The organism is Micromonospora sp. DT62 (assembly GCF_049847285.1).
Taxonomy (GTDB): domain Bacteria; phylum Actinomycetota; class Actinomycetes; order Mycobacteriales; family Micromonosporaceae; genus Micromonospora; species Micromonospora reichwaldensis.
The window spans coordinates 36,884-54,929 of the sequence record NZ_JBNCOB010000021.1 but is presented as its reverse complement, the minus strand read 5'-3'; the positions used below and the strand labels follow the sequence as shown (position 1 = coordinate 54,929).

General features: G+C 74.3%; 17 protein-coding genes and 1 riboswitch. Of the genes, 7 read left to right on the top strand and 10 right to left on the bottom strand.

Going from position 1 to position 18,046, the window contains the following annotated elements:
- Positions 1-67: 67 nt before the first annotated feature.
- The 3 genes from ACPXCB_RS24065 to ACPXCB_RS24055 form a co-directional block, all read right to left on the bottom strand.
- Entirely contained in the window at positions 68-1,084 is a 1,017-nt protein-coding gene (locus ACPXCB_RS24065) for a coiled-coil domain-containing protein (protein WP_425877792.1), read from the bottom strand.
- 3 nt (positions 1,085-1,087) lie between these two features.
- Positions 1,088-1,219, bottom strand: a riboswitch (cyclic di-AMP (ydaO/yuaA leader).
- 166 nt (positions 1,220-1,385) lie between these two features.
- Positions 1,386-2,717 (bottom strand): YibE/F family protein, encoded by a 1,332-nt coding sequence (locus ACPXCB_RS24060; RefSeq protein WP_425877791.1) that lies wholly within the window; start codon positions 2,715-2,717, stop codon positions 1,386-1,388.
- A 315-nt stretch (positions 2,718-3,032) separates the two neighbouring features.
- Positions 3,033-3,335 carry a metal-sensitive transcriptional regulator gene (locus ACPXCB_RS24055; RefSeq protein ID WP_132231828.1) on the bottom strand — a complete coding sequence of 101 codons (303 nt, stop codon included), beginning with the start codon at positions 3,333-3,335 and terminating at the stop codon, positions 3,033-3,035.
- 150 nt (positions 3,336-3,485) lie between these two features.
- Between ACPXCB_RS24055 and ACPXCB_RS24050 the strand changes: the two genes are divergently transcribed.
- The 5 genes from ACPXCB_RS24050 (at position 3,486) to ACPXCB_RS24030 (ending at position 8,014) form a co-directional block, all read left to right on the top strand.
- A complete protein-coding gene (locus ACPXCB_RS24050; RefSeq protein WP_132231826.1) occupies positions 3,486-3,695 on the top strand; it encodes a heavy-metal-associated domain-containing protein in 210 nt (69 codons plus the stop codon).
- 29 nt (positions 3,696-3,724) lie between these two features.
- Entirely contained in the window at positions 3,725-4,723 is a 999-nt protein-coding gene (locus ACPXCB_RS24045) for a hypothetical protein (RefSeq protein ID WP_425877790.1), read from the top strand.
- 8 nt (positions 4,724-4,731) lie between these two features.
- Positions 4,732-6,984 carry a heavy metal translocating P-type ATPase gene (locus ACPXCB_RS24040; RefSeq protein WP_425877789.1) on the top strand — a complete coding sequence of 751 codons (2,253 nt, stop codon included), beginning with the start codon at positions 4,732-4,734 and terminating at the stop codon, positions 6,982-6,984.
- A 175-nt stretch (positions 6,985-7,159) separates the two neighbouring features.
- Entirely contained in the window at positions 7,160-7,333 is a 174-nt protein-coding gene (locus tag ACPXCB_RS24035) for a CsbD family protein (protein ID WP_151455121.1), read from the top strand.
- A 183-nt stretch (positions 7,334-7,516) separates the two neighbouring features.
- The gene (locus tag ACPXCB_RS24030) at positions 7,517-8,014 is read left to right on the top strand and encodes a hypothetical protein (RefSeq protein ID WP_425877788.1); all 498 of its coding nucleotides are present in this window, start codon (positions 7,517-7,519) and stop codon (positions 8,012-8,014) included.
- A 94-nt stretch (positions 8,015-8,108) separates the two neighbouring features.
- Here ACPXCB_RS24030 and ACPXCB_RS24025 read toward each other — a convergent pair whose 3' ends face one another.
- From ACPXCB_RS24025 to ACPXCB_RS24000, 6 genes are all read right to left on the bottom strand, one after another.
- Positions 8,109-9,380, bottom strand: coding sequence for an RNA polymerase sigma factor (locus ACPXCB_RS24025; RefSeq protein WP_425877787.1), 1,272 nt, complete (start codon positions 9,378-9,380; stop codon positions 8,109-8,111).
- On the bottom strand, positions 9,377-9,745 hold the full coding sequence (locus ACPXCB_RS24020; RefSeq protein WP_151455124.1) for a YciI family protein: 369 nt from the start codon (positions 9,743-9,745) through the stop codon (positions 9,377-9,379). Before ACPXCB_RS24020 ends, ACPXCB_RS24025 begins: the two co-directional genes overlap by 4 nt.
- 98 nt (positions 9,746-9,843) lie before the next feature.
- A complete protein-coding gene (locus ACPXCB_RS24015) occupies positions 9,844-11,082 on the bottom strand; it encodes a DUF2786 domain-containing protein (protein ID WP_425877786.1) in 1,239 nt (412 codons plus the stop codon).
- Positions 11,083-11,309: 227 nt separating this feature from the next.
- A complete protein-coding gene (locus ACPXCB_RS24010; RefSeq protein WP_425877785.1) occupies positions 11,310-12,269 on the bottom strand; it encodes an anti-sigma factor RsbA family regulatory protein in 960 nt (319 codons plus the stop codon).
- Positions 12,266-13,099, bottom strand: coding sequence for an MEDS domain-containing protein (locus ACPXCB_RS24005; protein WP_425877784.1), 834 nt, complete (start codon positions 13,097-13,099; stop codon positions 12,266-12,268). The genes ACPXCB_RS24010 and ACPXCB_RS24005 overlap by 4 nt, the downstream gene beginning before the upstream one ends.
- Positions 13,100-13,270: 171 nt before the next feature.
- Positions 13,271-13,726 (bottom strand): ATP-binding protein, encoded by a 456-nt coding sequence (locus ACPXCB_RS24000; protein ID WP_425877783.1) that lies wholly within the window; start codon positions 13,724-13,726, stop codon positions 13,271-13,273.
- A gap of 122 nt (positions 13,727-13,848) precedes the next feature.
- On the opposite strand from ACPXCB_RS24000, the gene ACPXCB_RS23995 reads away from it, so the two are divergent.
- Positions 13,849-14,256, top strand: coding sequence for a four-helix bundle copper-binding protein (locus ACPXCB_RS23995; protein ID WP_225852248.1), 408 nt, complete (start codon positions 13,849-13,851; stop codon positions 14,254-14,256).
- Between the two features lie 68 nt (positions 14,257-14,324).
- On the opposite strand, the gene ACPXCB_RS23990 is transcribed toward ACPXCB_RS23995, so the two are convergent.
- Entirely contained in the window at positions 14,325-15,425 is a 1,101-nt protein-coding gene (locus ACPXCB_RS23990) for an L-dopachrome tautomerase-related protein (protein ID WP_425877782.1), read from the bottom strand.
- 182 nt (positions 15,426-15,607) lie between these two features.
- Between ACPXCB_RS23990 and ACPXCB_RS23985 the strand changes: the two genes are divergently transcribed.
- Positions 15,608-17,716: a copper-translocating P-type ATPase gene (locus tag ACPXCB_RS23985; protein ID WP_425877781.1), complete on the top strand. Its 2,109-nt coding sequence runs from the start codon at positions 15,608-15,610 to the stop codon at positions 17,714-17,716.
- Positions 17,717-18,046: the final 330 nt, after the last annotated feature.

Sequence of the window (18,046 nt, the reverse complement as noted above, 5' to 3'; positions counted from 1 at the left end):
CAGGGCCGCCCCGCGTTCGGCGGGGCGGCCCTGTCCGCGCTCTCGGCTGTGCCGCGCGTGTGCGTGTCTACCAGAGCGACACGTGGACGTGGTCGGTGTGGTTCGACGGACCGCTGTAGGAACTCCAGCCCGTCGCCGGGAACCAGATCTGTCTGTTCCAGATCACGTAGTAGACGCCGAGCCGGTCGGCGTTGCGGACCAGGAACGCGGTCAGGTTGTTGCCGTACATGTAGGTGTCGTCGTTGTGCCAGGGGGAGAAGCCGCTCCTCTGCAGCGACCAGTCGCAGGCCCGGCCCTTCGGGTGCTCGTACGGCCCGCCGGAGCGGTAACAGCCGACGAACCGGTTGAAGCCGGCCCGCTTGACCTCCTTGTACATGTGCAGGGTGCGCGCGGTGATGCGGCCGGAGGTGGTGGGGTCGTCCTCGGTGGGTGACAGCGGCGTCCAGTCGCCGTCGGCTGCCCGCCCCGGCGCGATCTTCGCCACCGGCGAGGTGGCGACCACCTTGCCACTGGTCAGCCCTCTGCCGCCGACCAGCGCGAGCGCCTTCTCCGCCTCCCGCTTGCCGCGCGCGATCTCGTTCGTCAGCTTCTGCTGTTCGCGGACCTCGGTGTCGAGCGCCAGCTTGGCCTGCTCGGCGCGGTCCTTGACCGCGTTCACCTCGGCGAGCTTCTTGGAGTTGACCAGGTTGAGCTCGTCGAGGGCGGCGGCGCGCTTGACGAACGAGTCGGGGCTGGCGGTGTCCAGCAGCATGGACACCGCGCCGATCCGCCCGGTGCGGTAGGACTGGGCGGCGATCTGGCTGACCTGGGGGGCCAGCGCGTTCAGTTCGGCCTGCGCCCGGGAGACCTCCAGGGCCAGTTCGAGTTGGCGCTTCTTCGAATTGGCCAGCTTCGCCTTGGCCTGCACGTAGGACCGGTTCCGGGCCTCGATGAGGTCGTCGAGCAGCTTGGGCTCGTCGTCCCCGTGCCCGGAGGGCTTGGGCGGGGTGGGCGCGGCCGCTGCCGGGAGAGGCCCGGCGAAGACCGCCAGGGCGGCGAGTACGGCCACCACGGGCGTCAACCAGCGGCGTAGGGGTGCCGTCACAGTTTTCCCTTCCGTCGACCGCCGACCGGGTTAGCTGACGGGTTCGGGGCGGAAGTGGCCCCTACCGCTGTCGCGGATTCACCCCACGTACCTGGGTCCCCGGTTCGCCTCGCGGCGATTGGGCGGCGGCACCGCAGGCGCCGCTGCGCGCCTTCGGCGGTGACCGGCAGCGAGGTTACCCGAGAACGCTCCCGGGGATCTACGTCCCTAAGCCGACTAAATGCGTTATTTCGTAATGGCGGACGGTGAGCAGTGACGCGTTTATCAGGTCGAACGTTCTGTTCGGTCACGCTGAGGAGCGTCACCATGCGATGTCCGTACTTCTGCCCCCGGCGGGCGCGGCGGACGGCGTGTCCCCACGCGGCCCGCTGAGGGCCTCCAGCGCCTCGGACCGGTCGGTGGCCGGCCGGGGCGTCGGCGCGGGCGTGGCGCGGTCGCTGGCGTCCCCGCCGCGTCGGCCGGCCGTGGTCACCAGGGCCGCCAGCGCGGTGGTCAGCGGCACGGCGGCGATCAGGCCCAGGGTGGCGACCGCGCTGCGGACGATCTCCTGGGCGAGGAACTCGCTGGTGAGAAGCTGGGTCACCGCCCGCGAGTCGGCGGTCAGCAGGAGCAGCACCGGCAGCGAGGCACCGGCGTACGCCAGCACGATGGTGTTCACCGTCGAGGCGATGTGCGCCCGGCCGACCCGGGTCGCCGCCCGGTAGAGCTGTGTCCGGGACAGCCCGGGGTTGGCGTGCGCCAGCTCGGTGACCGTGGCGGCCTGGGTCACCGTGACGTCGTCCAGCACGCCGAGGGAGCCGATGATGATGCCGGCCAGCAGCAGCCCGTGCAGGTCGACGTCGGCCTGGTACATCGACAGCGTGGTGGCGTCCTCGGAGCCGAACCCGGTCAGGTGGGTCGCGGCGGTGGCGATCGTGCCGAGGACACCGGTCAGCACCAGGCTGCCCAGCGTGCCGAGCACGGCGACCGAGGTCTGCGCGGTCACGCCGTGGGTCAGGTAGAGCACCACGAACATGATCAGAGCGGCGCCGACGACCGCGACCAGCAGGGGCGGGTTCCCGGCGCTGATGCCCGGCAGCACGAAGGTCAGCAGGATGGCGAAGCTCGCCGCCAGGCCGGCCAGCGCGGCCAGCCCGCGCCACCGCCCGAAGGCGACGATGGCGGCCGCGAAGAGCGCCACCAGCCAGACCAGCGGCTCGCCGCGCTGGTGCTCGGCGATGTTGTAGGTGCTGGCCGTGGGGTCGGCGGGGTCGGTGAGCTCGACCAGGATGATCTCGTCGTCCACGGCGACGGTCGGCGCGCCGGGGCCCGCGGGCACCGGCGTCTCCACCTGCTGGCCGGCGTCGGGGCCGTCCTGCACCTGCACGGTGACCGTGCCGCAGGGGCCCTGCGACGCGTCGGGGCTTCCCTCCGGGGCCTCCGGGGCGGGCGGGCACGGCTCCGTCACCACCCGGGTCACCGTGCCGTGGTAGCGGGGCGCGTCGGTGCCGGTCGCCGGGTCGGGCGCGTCCCACGGCCACAGCACCAGGGCGGCGATCAGCGTGGCGACGAAGAGGGGCACCACCGTCGCGACGAGGATCCGTCGCACCCTCGGCGGGGCGGACGGAGCGGGACGGCTGTGGTCGGCGCCCATCGAGTGTCTCCCTACGAATCCAGGGCGGGGTACGTGCCGGCGGGGCCGGTCGGTTCACCCGTCGCCGCGTGGCCGGGACGGGGATCGCTTCCGCGTGGCGGTGCGGTCACGTACCGCGGTCCTGGGCCCCTGCCCGGTCGCGGGTGGGCGGTGCCGCCGCCCGGCGGGGCGCGCGGGGCGGGCGGTGCGGAATCCGGAGGGCCACCGGCCGAATGGTAGCCACCCCGACATCCGGGCGCAGGTCGTGCGGGTGGTGTCGGAGGAATGGCGTCGCCGTGGGGGCGCGCTCGTCGCGGGGCCGGGTGCCGGGGCGGGTCAGCCGCGCTTCATCAGGCGGCCGACGGCGGCCATCATCTCGGTGGCCATCTCGTCGGCGCGGCCCTCGGCCGCGCCCTCGCGCATGCAGTGCCGGGCGTGCCCGTCGAGCAGGCCCAGCGCGACCTTGTCCAGGGCGGCCTGGATCGCGGAGATCTGGGTGAGCACGTCGATGCAGTAGCGATCCTCGTCGACCATCTTCTCGATGCCACGGACCTGCCCCTCGACGCGGCGCAGCCGCGCGAGCAGCTGATCCTTGGTGGCGGTGTAACCCCTGGTCGGGGTGGGCGTCGGTGTGGTCATGGGGTCGAGGATACCGTACCCCTCGGGGGTATGGTACGTTCGCTCTTGACCGGGATACCCCCACCGGGTACCGGTACATGGCACAGGCGCCGGTCCGCCTCCGATTTACCCCTGGGGGGTATAGGCTGGAGGCGTCGAGAGGAGAGTTCCATGATCACCACGACGTACCAGGTGCAGGGCATGACCTGCGGGCACTGCGCCACCGCGGTCAGCACCGAGGTCGGCGCGATCCCGGGCGTCAGCGACGTCCAGGTCGACGTCGCCGCCGGTCAGGTCACCGTCACCAGCGAGGGTCCGTTGGAAACCGACACCGTGCGCTCCGCCGTCGACGAGGCCGGCTACGACCTCGTCGGCGCCTGACGGCGGGCACGGGGGAGACGAGGCACACCATGAACACGGCGACGAAGCTGAGCGGTTTCGCCCTCGGCCTCGCGGTGGTGTTCGGCGCGACGTACGGGGTCGGCCGGGTGGCCGACCCCGTGGCGCCGCCCGCCGAAGCCCCGCACGACGCCACCGGGGGGCACGGCAACGGCGGCGAGGACGGACACGGGAGCGACAACGGCGCGGCGGCGCACCTGCCCGGCGGCCTGCTCGTCTCCGACCGCGGCTACACCCTGCGCCCGGTGGACGCCCCGGCCGGGCAGTTCGCCTTCCAGGTCACCGGTCCGGACGGCCGGGCGGTGACCGCGTACGACGTGGCGCACGACAAGCGCATGCACCTGATCGTGGCCCGCCGCGACCTCTCCGGCTTCCGGCACGTGCACCCCGAGATGGCACCGGACGGCACCTGGCGGGTCGACTCGCCGCTCGCCGGGCCCGGCGTCTGGCGGGCGTTCGCCGACTTCACCCCGACCGGGGGCGAGGCGCTGACGCTCGGCGTCGACGTGACCGTCCCCGGCGCGCTGACCGGGCGGCCCCTGCCCGCCCCGGCGACCAGCACCACGGTCGACGGCTACACCGTCACGCTCAACGGCGCCCCGGAGCCCGGCCGCACCGCCGAGCTGACCCTGACCGTGAGCCGCGCCGGCGCGCCGGTCACCGACCTGGAGCCCTACCTGGGCGCGTACGGCCACCTGGTGGCGCTGCGCCAGGGCGACCTGGCGTACCTGCACGTGCACCCGCACGGCGAGCCGGGCGACGGGCGGACGCGACCCGGCCCCGAGGTGAGCTTCTCGGCGGAGATGCCGTCGGCCGGGGCGTACCGCCTCTACCTGGACTTCAAGCACGGCGGCGTGGTGCGTACCGCCGAGTTCACCGTCGTCGCCGGCAGCCCGACCGCGCCGGGTGTGCCGGCGGCGACCAGCTCCCCGACGGCGGGCACGCCCGCCGCCACGAGCTCCCCGACCGCCGGCGCCGACCACGGCGTCCCCGGTCACGGGCACGACTGACGGGAAGCATGATGACCACCAAGCCCTTGCTGACGGCGCCGAACCAGATCGAGCTGGCGATCGGCGGGATGACCTGCGCCTCCTGCGCGGCCCGGATCGAGAAGAAGCTGAACCGGATGGACGGGGTGACCGCCACCGTCAACTACGCCACGGAGAAGGCCACCGTCCGGTACGCCGACGAGGTCACCCCGGACCAGCTGATCGCCACGGTGGAGAAGACCGGCTACACGGCGGCCCTGCCGCCCCCGCCCACGCCCGCCGGCAGCGAACCGGCCGCCGAGCCGGTGGACGAGCTGCGCGGCCTGCGTACCCGGCTGTGGGTCTCGGCCGTGCTCACCGTGCCGGTGATCGTGCTGGCGATGGTGCCCGCCTGGCAGTTCGACTTCTGGCAGTGGCTGTCGCTCACCCTGGCCGCCCCGGTCGTGGCCTACGGCGGGCTGCCCTTCCACCGGGCGGCCTGGATCAACCTGCGGCACGGCGCGGCGACCATGGACACCCTGGTCTCGCTCGGCACCCTGGCGGCGTTCGGCTGGTCGGTCTGGGCGCTCTTCCTCGGCACCGCCGGTACGCCGGGGATGACCCACCCGTTCAGTCTCGCCATCAACCGCTCCGACGGCGCCGGCAACATCTACCTGGAGGCGGCGGCCGGGGTGACCGTGTTCATCCTCGCCGGCCGCTACTTCGAGGCGCGGGCGAAGCGGACCGCCGGCGCGGCCCTGCGGGCTCTGCTCGAACTCGGCGCCAAGGACGTCGCGGTGCTGCGCGGCGGCGCGGAGACCCGGATCCCGGTGGACCAGCTCGTGGTGGGGGACCGGTTCGTGGTGCGGCCCGGTGAGAAGATCGCCACGGACGGCGTGGTCGACGAGGGCACCTCGGCGGTCGACGCCAGCATGCTCACCGGCGAGTCCGTCCCGGTCGAGGTCGGTCCGGGTGACTCCGTGATCGGCGCGACCGTCAACGCGGGCGGCCGGCTGGTGGTCACCGCCACCCGCATCGGCGGCGACACCCAACTGGCCCAGATGGCCCGGCTGGTCGAGCAGGCACAGACCGGCAAGGCGGCGGTGCAGCGGCTGGCCGACCGGATCTCCGGCGTCTTCGTGCCGATCGTGATCGCCCTCGCGGTGGGCACCCTCGGCTGGTGGCTCGGCAACGGGTCGGGCGGCACCGCCGCGTTCACCGCCGCCGTGGCGGTGCTGATCATCGCCTGCCCGTGCGCCCTCGGGCTGGCCACGCCGACCGCCCTGCTGGTCGGCACCGGCCGGGGCGCGCAGCTCGGCGTCCTGATCAAGGGGCCGGAGGTGTTGGAGTCCACGAAGCAGGTGGACACCGTCGTGCTGGACAAGACCGGCACCGTCACCACCGGTCGGATGACGCTGGTGGACGTGGTCCCGGCGGCCGGCGAGGAGCGCGAGGAACTGCTGCGGCTCGCCGGGGCGCTGGAGTCCGCGTCCGAGCACCCGATCGCCCGGGCCGTCGCCGCCGGGGCGGCCGAGGCGGGCGTGCTGCCGCCGGTGACCGGGTTCGCCAACGCCGAGGGGCTCGGCGTGAGCGGGACGGTCGACGGCCGGAAGGTGCTCATCGGTCGGCCCCGGCTGCTGCGCGAGCACGGCCTCGACGTACCGGAGGAGGTCGCGCGGGCGGCGGCCACGGCGGAGGCCCAGGGGCGGACGGCGGTGCTGGCCGGCTGGGACGGCCGGGCCCGCGGGGTCCTCGCGGTGGCCGACGTGGTCCGACCGACGAGCCGGGCGGCGATCACACAGCTGCGCGCGCTCGGCCTGACGCCGGTGCTGCTGACCGGCGACAACACCACCGTCGCCCGCGCCGTGGCCGCCGAGTTGGGCATCGACGAGGTGGTCGCCGAGGTGCTGCCCGCCGACAAGGTCGACGTCGTGCGGCGGCTCCAGGACGAGGGGCGGGCGGTGGCGATGGTCGGCGACGGGGTCAACGACGCCGCCGCGCTGGCCCAGGCCGACCTCGGCCTGGCGATGGGCACCGGCACGGACGTGGCGATCGAGGCGTCCGACCTGACCCTGGTCCGGGGCGACCTGATGGCCGCCGTGGACGCGATCCGGCTCGCCCGGCGCACCCTCGGCATCATCAAGGGCAACCTGTTCTGGGCCTTCGCCTACAACGTGGCGGCCCTGCCGCTGGCCGCCGCCGGCCTGCTGAACCCGATGATCGCCGGTGCCGCGATGGCCTTCTCCTCGGTCTTCGTGGTCGCCAACAGCCTCCGGCTGCGCGGCTTCCGCCCGGTCTCCTGACCCCCTCCGCACCGGTGCCGCCGGCCCCATCTGTCAGGGGCCGGCGGCACCGATCGTGGCGGGCCCGCCGGCCCGCCGGCCGGGCCGTCCGTCGGCGGTGGGCGACCGGACGGTTGGGCGGTGGCGGTGCGGGGTATTCCAGGGGCGTACCGGCACCGCCAATCGGGAGGTCGACATGGGTTTCGAAGACAAGGTCAACAACACGACCGAGGATGCGGCCGGCAAGCTGAAGGAAGGCGCCGGCCGGGCCACCGACAACGAACGGCTCGAGGCCGAGGGGCGTAACGACCAGGCCAGCGCCAAGCTCAAGCAGGCCGGCGAGAAGATCAAGGACGCCTTCAAGAGCTGACCCGAGTACGCGCCCTCCGCCGGATCGGTCTCCAGCCGACCCGGCGGAGGGCGTACTGGCGCGTCCGGCGGACGTTTCCCTCGGCCGGCGCCACTCGTTGGCAGGTCGACGTCCCGCCGCCCGGCGCCGGCCGCACCCGTGCCGTCACCCCCGGGAAGGCCGAGACCCCGAACGGGAGGTCCCGTGTCCCGATCCGTCGTCTACGCGCGCCGCGCCGCCGCCACGGTGGCGCTCGGGGTGCTGGCCGTGGGATGCCAGGACACCGCGCGGGAGGAGGCCGCCCCGACCGGCGCGGCCCCGCCGAGCCCGACGGCCCCGGCGAGCGCCGTCCCGAGCCCCTCCCCGGTCGCCACGACCGCCGCCAACACCGTCGAGGTCTGCCGCGAGGTCGACCAGCTCATCCTCGCCGGCAGCCGGAGGATCGCCACCGACTCGGCGGCCTCGGTCACCCGCGACCTGACCGGTGAGCAGGTCGCCGACCAGCTCCGGCGCAACCTGGCGGGGCTGGCGGACGACGTACGCGCGCAGGCCCGCCGCGCCGCCGACCCGGAGATCCGCGCCCTGATCCGGGAGACCGCCGACCGGATCGACGCCGGTTCCCGGGCGTCCCGGCCGGCCGCCTGGATGGACTCCACCTTCACCGCGATCCCACCGAAGCTGACCCGCGAGTGCCGCGCCTGAAGCCCACGGGCACGTCGCCCGGGAACCGGCGTGGACGCCTGACCCGGGACGCCGGCCGGCATGCACCCCCGTGCCGCACGCCGGCCGGCGTCCGTCAATGTGGTTCGCGCAGCCGCCGGGACTCGTCGGTCCCCGTCAGCCGGGCGGCCCGCAACTCCAGGTAGCGCTGCTCCGGCAGGCTCGTCGTCCCCCGTGCCGCGGCCAGGTACGCCGCCCGCGCCCGCTCCGGTTCGCCGGCCAGCTCCAGCAGGTGGGCGCGGACGGCGGCGAGCCGATGGTGCCCGGCCGTGCGGTCGTCGTCGTCGAGCGGGGCGAGCAGGGCCAGGCCGGCGCGGGGGCCGTCCACCATGGCCACCGCGACGGCCTGGTTCAGGGTGACCATCGGGCTCGGGGCGGTCCGGGCGAGCAGCCGGTAGAGCGCCAGGATCTGCCGCCAGTCGGTACGTCCGGCGGACGGGGCCTCGGCGTGCACGGCGGCGATCGCCGCCTGGAGCTGGTACGGGCCGGGCGGTGACCAGGTCAACGCCTCGGTGACCAGCGCGGTCCCCTCGTCGATGGCGGCGTGGTCCCAGCGGTCGCGGTCCTGCTCGGCGAGCGGGACCAGCTCCCCGGCCGGCCCGGTGCGGGCGGCCCGGTGCGCGTCGGTGAGCAGCATCAACGCCAGCAGCCCGGTCACCTCGCCGTCGCCCGGGAGCAGCCGGTGCACCAGCCGGGCCAGCCGGATCGCCTCGGTGGTCAGGTCGGCCCGGTGCAGGTCCGGCCCGCTGGACGCGGTGTACCCCTCGTTGAAGATCAGGTAGAGCACCTGGAGCACGGCCCGCAGCCGCTCGTCCCGGTCCCCGGGGGCGGGCATCGTGAACCGTGCCCCGGCGGCCTCGATCCGCTGCTTGGCCCGGCGGATGCGCTGGCTCATCGTCGCCTCGGGCACGAGGTACGCCCTCGCGATCTGCGCGGTGGTGAGGCCGCCGACCGCTCGCAGCGTCAGCGCGACCTGAGCCGACCGGCCCAGCGCCGGATGACAGCAGAGGAACAGCAGGGCCAGCGTGTCGTCCCCTGCCGGTGGCTGTTCGTCGACGGCCGGCGCGACCGTCGCGTACGCCGGCTCGCGGGCGGCCAGCGCGGCCTCCCGGTTGCGCCGGGCGCGCTCGCTGCGCCACTCGTCGGTCAGCCGGCGCGTGGCGACGGTGAGCAACCAGGCCCGGGGGTTGTCCGGCACGCCCTGTTGCGGCCACTGCACGGCGGCGGCGAGCAGCGCCTCCTGCACGGCGTCCTCGGCGGCGTCGAACTGGCCGTGCCGGCGGACGAGCAGGCCGAGGACCTGCGGCGCCAGGTCGCGCAGCAGGTCCTCCAGATGGCCTCCGCTCACATTTCCGTCCCGGCCTCGTCCATGATCGCCCGCACCTCCAGCACGCCGAAGCCCCGCCGCACGTCCGGCCAGCTGGCGGCGATCTCGGCGGCCCGCTCGGGGCTGTCGCAGTCGACCATCAGGTAGCCGGCGAACTGTTCCTTGCTCTCCATGTACGGCCCGTCGGTCACCTCCGGCCGGTCACCGGCCAGCCGGACCGTACGCGCCTGCGACGGGTCGGCCAGGGCCTGGCCGCCGAGGAACTCGCCCGACTCGGTCAGTTCCCGCATGAGCTCGTCGACCTCGCCGAAGAGCGCGCTGCGCTCCTGCTCCGACAGCCCGTCCACGAACCCCGGACGGTTCCAGATCAGCAGCATGTACTTCATCGGGTGCTCCTCGTTTCCTCGGCCGAGCCCATGGTGGCGCGTTTCCGGTGAGGGGTCGGAGCCGACCCGCCGGTTCCGACAGCCGGCGGTGCGGAATCTCAGCGCCGGCCGCGTACCTGGCGCTTCGGGGCGGGGCCGGCGCCGAGCGAGGCGCGGTCGGCGGCGGAGGTGCCCGACGACCAGCCCTCGGCGTCGCGCACCGTGAGCCGCCCCCGGACGACGCCGGGGAAGAGCGTGTCGAGGCGTTCGCGTACCGCCTCGGCGCGGGTGGCGAGCACCGGCAGCAGCCGTTCCGGCCCGGCCTGCGCCGTCGCCTCCCGGTCGGCCGCGTCGGTGGCGGCCCGCAGCCGCTCGCCGATCCGCAGCGCGAAGGCGTTGAGGAAGGACTCGTCGTAGTCCCGGGTCCGCCGGCCGGTGCTCCTGGCCCGCCGTTCCCCCCGGCCGCGCAGCATCGCGGCGGTGGCCTGCACCAGCAGCGAGGTGTAGAGCAGCTCGACCGCCTCCAGGTCGGCCGGCCAGCCCAGCACGGTGGTGAAGCCGAGGTCGTCGGACCAGACGGCCTCGCAGCGGTTCGCCGCCGCCACCTCCTGCGCCAGCAGCGCCTTCGCGCCCGCGTACGGGGGCTCGGTGCCGAGGCGCATCCCGCCGGGCCGGTCGGCGGGCTCGGCGACGCCCGCCAGCAGCGCCTGGTCGATGCTGTGCCGGGCGATCAGCTCCTGGGCCTTGCCGGTCAGCGCCTCCGCCTCCGCCGGGTAGGTGGTCGACTCCGCCTTGGCCAGCAGCGCCCGCACCCGGTCGAGCATCCGGGAGCCGCTGCCCGACCCGCCGCGCGCGACGGCCGTTTCGGGCGCGCCGGGCGGCGGGCGCAGCACGGCGATCGGCGGGAGCCCCTCGACCAGGGCCAGCGCGTCGACCGCCGCCCGCAGCGCGGTGAACCGGTCGCACCCGGCGCGAATGGACCAGGCGGCCAGGTGGCTCTCGTCGGCGTCCCACCACACCCCGGCGCCCAGGTCGCGCAGCTGGTCGTCCCACCACGGCGGCACCGGGTCGGCCAGCTCGCGGCGCTGCGCGGCGAGCGCGTCGGTGACCAGCCCGGCCGCGCGGGGGTCGAGCCGACGGGCGGCGAGCCGGCCGAGGTCCACCGGCTGCCAGCCGCGCTGGGCCAGCCGCCCCACGCCCCGCGCCAGGCGGCGCAGGAGCGCGGCGTCCACCGCCGCCGCGCCGTCCGCGGCACCCGTCCCGATCATCAGCCGGTCCAGCTGCCGCTCCGCGAGGCGTACGTCGGTGCCGCGTACCGCCGCGAGCGCGTCGTTGACCAGTTCCTCGGCGTCCGGCACGGCCGTGTCCTCCTGGGGTCTGCTTCTTCCGCGCCGGGAAACGATCGTCGCCCGCCCGCCGAAGGTACCGCCGGGCCCGCGCGCCGTCCGCCGGTCGTGACCCGTGCCACCGGAAGGCCGCTCCATGGCCGTCCCGTCGGCGGGGAACTTCCGCATGGTTCGGGCCGGTCCCGGGTAGTTCGGGGGTGGCGAGCGATGCGAGGTGGTGGGATGGCGGGCCGTCCCGGTCAGCCGGTGTACGCCTTCCCGGCCGTCAGCCGGAGCGTGAACCCGGCCTCGTCGCGCTGCCAGGTGACGTGGTTGCAGGACTGGTAGGTGATCCAGAGGCCGAGCCCGCCGGGGGCGCCGTCGGACACGGGGAGCAGCCCGCAGAACGGATCGCCCGGCCCGTCGCCGCCGTCGCTGACCGTCGCCACGATGCGGTCGTCGCCGGCCCACACGCGCAGTCGGACCGGCGGCCTGCCGTGGCGCAGCGCGTTGGTGACGATCTCGCTCACCGCGACGACCAGATCCTCCACGTCGTCGTCCGGCACCTGGCCCTGGTCGGCCTTGTGCACGGCGGCGCGCGCCTCGGCCGCCGTCGGGTCCGTCAGCTCCACAGCCGGCGGTTGCGCCTGGACCGGGTCGGGCACGACCCGGGGGCCCTGCCGCAGGTATTCCCTCGGCGGCGTCCAGGTCGGGCTGGCCACGTGCCGCCCGTCGGGGGTGGCGAACCGGGGGTGCGTCCGGGCCACGTCCGCCAGCACCTCCGGCGGTGTGATCCGGGTGTCGTACGCGCACATGCTCCACAGCGGGAAGTCGTCGTACGCGTGGTTTATCGCCGACTCGTAGCGGGCCCACCAGTCCCAGGTCGCGCCGAACGAGACCGGGGGCACCTCACCGATGATCCGGATCTGCCCGGCGCCGGCGGCCACCTGCTCGGCGAGGAGCTGGCGGTAGGAGCGGATGGCGGCGGCGGGCCGGGCGTAGACGTCGCCGCCGGGCAGGAACTCGACCCCGGAACCGGCCGGCAGCGCCGAGCGGAGCAGCCCGCCGGTGCGCTCGCCCAGGGCCACGAAGGTCGGCTCGCCCGCCTCGACGCCGCCGAGCAGGAACGGCACCGCCACGGCGAGCAGCTCGTCGTCGGAGTCGTAGCGCACGGCCTCGTGGTAGTAGCCGTGGTGCTGGGCAGCCGCACCCGTCCTCATGGCGTGACCTCCACCCGCACGCCGGGCAGGTCCAGCAGCTCCGCCAGGCGGGCCGCGGCCGAGCGGGAGGTGCGCAGCACGGCGGTCGCGCCGCGGTGGTGCGCGTACTCGGCCAGGTGGGTCAGGGCGCGGTGGTCCACGAAACGCAGGTCGGCCGCCGACAGCACCAGCTCACCGTCGGTGGGCCGCAGGTCGGCGCGGTCCAGGGCGGTGCGGAACAGGTCGTGGTTCGACATGTCCAGCTCGCCGGCGAGCGCGGCGTGCCCGTCGGCGGGCGCCACGGCGTACAACCGGAACAGCAGGTCCTCGACGTTGGTCTGCGGGTGCATGCAGGCCAACTCGGTGACCGCCCGGTCGCCCAGCTTCAGCCGGTGGTAGGCGCACATGGCCTTGAACGGCCGGGTGCGCATGTAGCGGTCGATGAGGTGCTCGTAGCGGGTGAAGACGTCGAGCTGGGCCGGGGTGCGGACCAGTTCGGTGGCCTCCGCGACCACGCGCAGCCCGGTGTGGCCGGCGGCCAGCGCCTCGTCCGTGGCGGCCGCGTAGGCGGCGACCTGCGTCGTCGGGTCGACGACCTGGTCGGGCGAGTAGGTGGAGACCAGGGGGACCACCGCGGCGGCGCCCCGGCGCACCGCGTCGGTGAAACTCGGCAGCGCGTGCAGCCGCTCGGCCACCAGGTCCGAGGGGCGCGGTGTCACGTACCAGAAGCGCTCGCCGGCCGCGAGGCCCGCGGCGAGGTGGCGCTCCGCCTGGTCGGCGAGGGATTCCAGGTCGTCGTACGACCAGCAGATGTGACTGCCCGGCGCGGTCCGCCGTTCGCTGCTGATCATGCTGGTTGCCTCACGCTGACCAGTGTAGGCCGCCCCGGAACGGGCGCCGGGCCTGCGACCTGCCGGGACGCCGGGGACGGGGGCTTTCGACCGGTTCGTCGCCCCGGGGTGAGCCTACCGGCCGGCCGTTCCGCTCCCGGGGTCTGCGCCGCCGCGCCGGCCGGTGCCCGGTCAGGCGCTCCGCGCGCCACTGAGGCGCTCGGTGCGGGGGAAGGACGCCCAGATGTTCTTGGTGGTGCCCGTGGCGTACCAGCCGACGTCGAGGGAGAGGGCGCGGGCCAGCTCCAGGCCGCGCCCGCCGTCGCCGACGGGCCGGGCCTCGGCGAGCTGCGGCAGGGACCCCAGATCGTGGTCGGCGACGTCGAGGATGAGGTAGTCGTCGGTCGCGAGCAGCCGGACGATGGTCGGTGGGATCGCGTGGCGCAGGGCGTTCGTCGCTAGCTCCGTGGCGATCAGCGCGACGAGCTCGGGGACCTCCGCCAGGGCCTCGCCCTCACCGAGCACGTCGCCGGTCAGTTCCTCGTGCAGGGACGCCCGCAGGGCACGCAGGTCCGCCGGCTCCTGCAACGTCCATCGCCGCAGCTCAACGGCCTGCGTCGGGGGTGGGGAACTGCTCAGCTGGCCCATGGTTCCGTTCTACCCGATCTCCGGCCGGCTCACTCCAGCGCTCATCCCGCCGTACCGCCGGTGGCCGCATGCCGGGCGACGGTCGCGGGTAGTGCACAGGCAATGACCGAGAGGAGAACGCCGTGCCCAGCACCACGATGCCGATGCTCGAGACGTACCCGAAGTCGATCAACCTGGACCGGGCCAAGCTGGCCGCCGTCGTCGAGGCGCTCAACACCTGCGCCCAGGCGTGCACCGCCTGCGCCGACGCCTGCCTGAGCGAGGACATGGTCGCCGAGCTGACGAAGTGCGTACGGACGAACCTGGACTGCGCGGACATCTGCACGACGACCGCCCGGGTGCTGTCCCGGCACACCGGCTACGACGCCAACATCACCCGCACGCTGCTGGAGGCGTGCGCCACCGCCTGCAAGTCGTGCGGCGACGAGTGCGCCGGCCACGCGGGCATGCACGAGCACTGCCGGATCTGCGCCGAGGCCTGCCGCGCGTGCGAGCGGGCCTGCCGGGACCTGCTCGCCACCATGAGCTGACCGTCCCCGGACGAGACGGCGCCGGCATCCCGCGTGGGGTGCCGGCGCCGTGTCGTCCGGGGCGATGGTCAGCGCAACCGGACCGGGCCGGCGTCGATCCGGACGCGGAACAGGGCGTACGGCTTGCGCCGGAGGTCCTGCCCGCGCTGGTACTTCGCCTGGCGGTGCAACTGGTTGGCGGTCACGTACAGGTGCCCGTCGCTCGCCACGGACATGGTGTCGGGCCACAGCAGCCGCGGGTCGTGCGCCACGGTCTCGTACCCGCCGTCGGGGAGGCGGCGCAGCACCGCGTCGTGCTCGTACGACGTGAGGTAGAGCCGGCCGGCGTCGTCGGTCTCCAGGCCGTCGGAGGCGCCGCCCTTGTCGCCCTCGTCCACGACCGACGCGGCGACCTGGTCGTCGGCCGTCGAGCGGTCGGTGAGCGCGTCGGTGGACACGCTGTACCAGCGGCGGGAGGCGAGCGGGCAGTAGTGGAGCCGGGACCCGTCGGCGGAGATGGCGATGCCGTCCGCGCCCATCGTCACCGGCTTCGTTGGCCCGTCGGCGGGGCGCTCCAGGAACGGCCGGCCCTCGACCACGGGCCGGAACGTCTCCAGTGGCTCGGCCTTCGTGGACGGATGGTCGTGCAGCCGCCGCCAGGACGCGCCGCTGGCCAGGTCCACCACGATGATCCCGTTCGGGCCGGAGTCGGAGGAGTCGGTGACGTAGGCGGTGCCCGCCTCGCCGCGGCGCAGGTCGAAGCGCACGTCGTTGAGGTAGGTGCTGGGCAGGGCGACGTCGGTCGGGAAGGTGATCACCTGGGCGACGGTGTCGGTGTCCAGGTCGACGCGGACCAGTTTCGGGCCGCCGGGCGTGGTGGGACGGAACATCGGGCTGCCGGTGTCGAGGACCCAGAGCCGGTCGGCGGGGTCGACGACGACGCTCTGCACCGACACGAACGCCTCGGCGTCGTCGTCGCTCGACGGGCTGTTCCACCGTTCGTCGGGGAAGGGCACCTCACGGCCGTCGCGCAGTTCGACCACGGTGGCGGGCACCTCGTCGCCCCACTTCGGGAAGTTGACGAAGATCCGGCCGGTGTGCGAGACGCTCACGCCGGTGGGCATCGGGCCGGTGAAGGAGTGGACGAGTTCCAGCTCACCGACCGGCTCGCCGGCGACCGGCCCGCTCACGACGCGTTCCGGGGGCGCGGCGGACCTCCGTGGAGCACGTGCATGCGTCATCTCCCTCTCGCCCGGGGTCGACCGTCGGGCTTCCCGGCGCCCACCGCCGCAAACCCCCGTCCGCCTCCGCCGGGCCGATCCGTCAGCCGATACCCGGTGGGGGTATGTATGGTGGTCGTGAGGAGGCGCAGATGCCCCACGGGACGCACCACCACGACGGCCACCCGCCCCGCGCGACGGGTACCTCCGACGCGCACGCCGGCCAGCACGCTCCGGGCGCGGGCGGGCACGCCGGGCACGACAAGCACGCCGGGCACGACCCGGAGATGTTCCGCCGGAAGTTCTGGCTGAGCCTGGCGCTGACGGTGCCGATCGTGCTGACCAGCGACATGGTGATGGACTGGTTCGGATACCGGCTCGAGTTCCCGGGCATGGCATGGGTCGGCCCGGTCCTCGGCACCGTCGTCTTCCTCTACGGCGGCTGGCCGTTCCTGGCCGGGGCCGCGCGGGAGGTGCGCGACCGGGCGCCCGGCATGATGCTGCTCATCGCGATGGCCATCACGGTGGCGTACGTCGCCTCGGCGGCCACCGCGCTCGGCGTCTTCGACCTGGACTTCTGGTGGGAACTCGCCGCCCTGGTCACGATCATGCTGCTCGGGCACTGGCAGGAGATGAAGGCCATCGGGCAGGCGCAGGGCGCGCTGTCCGCCCTGGCGGCGTTGCTGCCCGACGACGCCGAGCGGGTGGCGGCCGACGGCGGGGTCGAGCGGGTGTCCGTGGCGGACCTGCGGGTCGACGACCTGGTGCTGGTCCGGCCCGGCGCGCGGGTGCCGGCCGACGGTCGGATCGTCGAGGGCGGCGCCGAGTTGGACGAGTCCATGGTGACCGGCGAGTCGCGGCCGGTCTCCCGGGGCGTCGGGGACCGGGTGGTCGCCGGCACGGTGGCCACCGACGCGGCGATCCGGGTACGCGTCGAGGCGGTCGGCGAGGACACCGCGCTGGCCGGCATCCAGCGCCTGGTGGCCCAGGCCCAGCAGTCCAGCGGTCGCGCGCAGGTGCTCGCCGACCGCTTCGCCGCCTGGCTGTTCTACGTCGCGACCGTGGTGGCCCTGGCGACCTTGGTGACCTGGACCGTGCTCGGCGACCTCGGTGCGGCCGTGGTGCGTACCGTCACCGTGCTGGTGATCGCCTGCCCGCACGCGCTGGGCCTGGCCATCCCGCTGGTGATCGCGCTGTCGACCGCCGTGGCGGCCAGGGGCGGGATCCTGGTCAAGGACCGGCTGGCGCTGGAGCGGATGCGCACGGTCGACGCGGTGCTGTTCGACAAGACCGGCACCCTGACCCGGGGCGAGCACGTGGTGTCGGGGGTGGCGGCCACGGGCGGCGGCAGCGAGGACGAGGTGCTCGCCTTGGCCGCGGCGGTGGAGGCGGACAGCGAGCATCCGCTGGCCCGGGCCATCGTGACCGCCGGGGCCGGGCGCGGCGTGGCCGGGCGGGCGACGGGGTTCCGCTCGTTGACCGGGCGCGGCGTCCGCGCCGAGGTCGACGGCACGGCGTACGCCGTCGGGGGTCCCGCCCTGCTGCGCGAGCTGGGCGCGCGGATGCCGGACGACCTGGCCGACCGGCAGGCGGGCTGGTCGCGCCGGGGCGCGGCGGTGCTGCACCTGCTGCGCCTCGACGGCGACACGGCCACCGTTCTCGGTGCCCTGGCGCTGGAGGACCAGGTCCGCCCCGAGGCCCGGGAGGCGATCGCCGAGCTCCGGGAGCAGGGCATCGGCAAGATCGTGATGATCACCGGGGACGCCCGGTCGGTCGCCGAGGCGGTCGCCGCCGACCTCGGTTTCCGTCCCGGCGTCGACGAGGTCTTCGCCGAGGTGCTGCCCGCCGACAAGGACGACGCCGTGGCCGACCTGCAACGGCGCGGGCTGCGGGTGGCGATGGTCGGCGACGGGGTGAACGACGCTCCCGCCCTGGCCCGGGCCGACGTGGGCATCGCCATCGGCGCCGGCACCGACGTGGCGATCGAGTCCGCCGGGGTGGTGCTCGCCTCGTCCGACCCGCGGGGCGTCACCGGCGTGATCCGGCTGTCCCGGGCCTCGTACCGCAAGATGATCCAGAACCTGGGCTGGGCGGCCGGCTACAACGTCGTCGCCCTTCCGCTGGCCGCGGGCGTGCTGGCCTGGGCCGGGGTGACGCTCAGCCCGGCGGTCGGGGCGATCCTGATGTCCGCCTCGACGATCGTGGTGGCGCTCAACGCCCAACTGCTGCGCCGCGTACGCCTGCGACCCCAGGAGGGGTGACAGGCGGAACAGTGGACGGGGCCGTCATTTATCCGTCACCTGCCATTCGATCGGCTGCAGATGATCTCCGGCAATGTCGCTCGTTATGAGACGGCCGCAGGGAGTCGCCGACGTAACGCCTGATCTGCCGGCCCGTCCGCCGCCATTTTGCTCCGACCGAACGAGCTGATCTGGCAAGACGGTCCAGGTGGCGTACGTCGATCGTGCTCTTGACTGTTCCTGCTGCTCTCATGTCTTCTGGACTGCGCTTCGTGTGAGTCATGCGGGAATAATTCGGAGGCGCGTTGAACGGTCCGTGCAATGGGCAGGCGCAATTGCGGGCCTGGCCGA

Coding starts and splice junctions, on each gene's coding strand:
- ACPXCB_RS24060 (WP_425877791.1), bottom strand. CDS start 2,717: ATGGGCGCCGACCACAGCCGTCCCGCTCCGTCCGCCCCGCCGAGGGTG.
- ACPXCB_RS24055 (WP_132231828.1), bottom strand. CDS start 3,335: ATGACCACACCGACGCCCACCCCGACCAGGGGTTACACCGCCACCAAG.
- ACPXCB_RS24050 (WP_132231826.1), top strand. CDS start 3,486: ATGATCACCACGACGTACCAGGTGCAGGGCATGACCTGCGGGCACTGC.
- ACPXCB_RS24045 (WP_425877790.1), top strand. CDS start 3,725: ATGAACACGGCGACGAAGCTGAGCGGTTTCGCCCTCGGCCTCGCGGTG.
- ACPXCB_RS24040 (WP_425877789.1), top strand. CDS start 4,732: ATGATGACCACCAAGCCCTTGCTGACGGCGCCGAACCAGATCGAGCTG.
- ACPXCB_RS24035 (WP_151455121.1), top strand. CDS start 7,160: ATGGGTTTCGAAGACAAGGTCAACAACACGACCGAGGATGCGGCCGGC.
- ACPXCB_RS24020 (WP_151455124.1), bottom strand. CDS start 9,745: ATGAAGTACATGCTGCTGATCTGGAACCGTCCGGGGTTCGTGGACGGG.
- ACPXCB_RS24010 (WP_425877785.1), bottom strand. CDS start 12,269: ATGAGGACGGGTGCGGCTGCCCAGCACCACGGCTACTACCACGAGGCC.
- ACPXCB_RS24005 (WP_425877784.1), bottom strand. CDS start 13,099: ATGATCAGCAGCGAACGGCGGACCGCGCCGGGCAGTCACATCTGCTGG.
- ACPXCB_RS24000 (WP_425877783.1), bottom strand. CDS start 13,726: ATGGGCCAGCTGAGCAGTTCCCCACCCCCGACGCAGGCCGTTGAGCTG.
- ACPXCB_RS23985 (WP_425877781.1), top strand. CDS start 15,608: ATGCCCCACGGGACGCACCACCACGACGGCCACCCGCCCCGCGCGACG.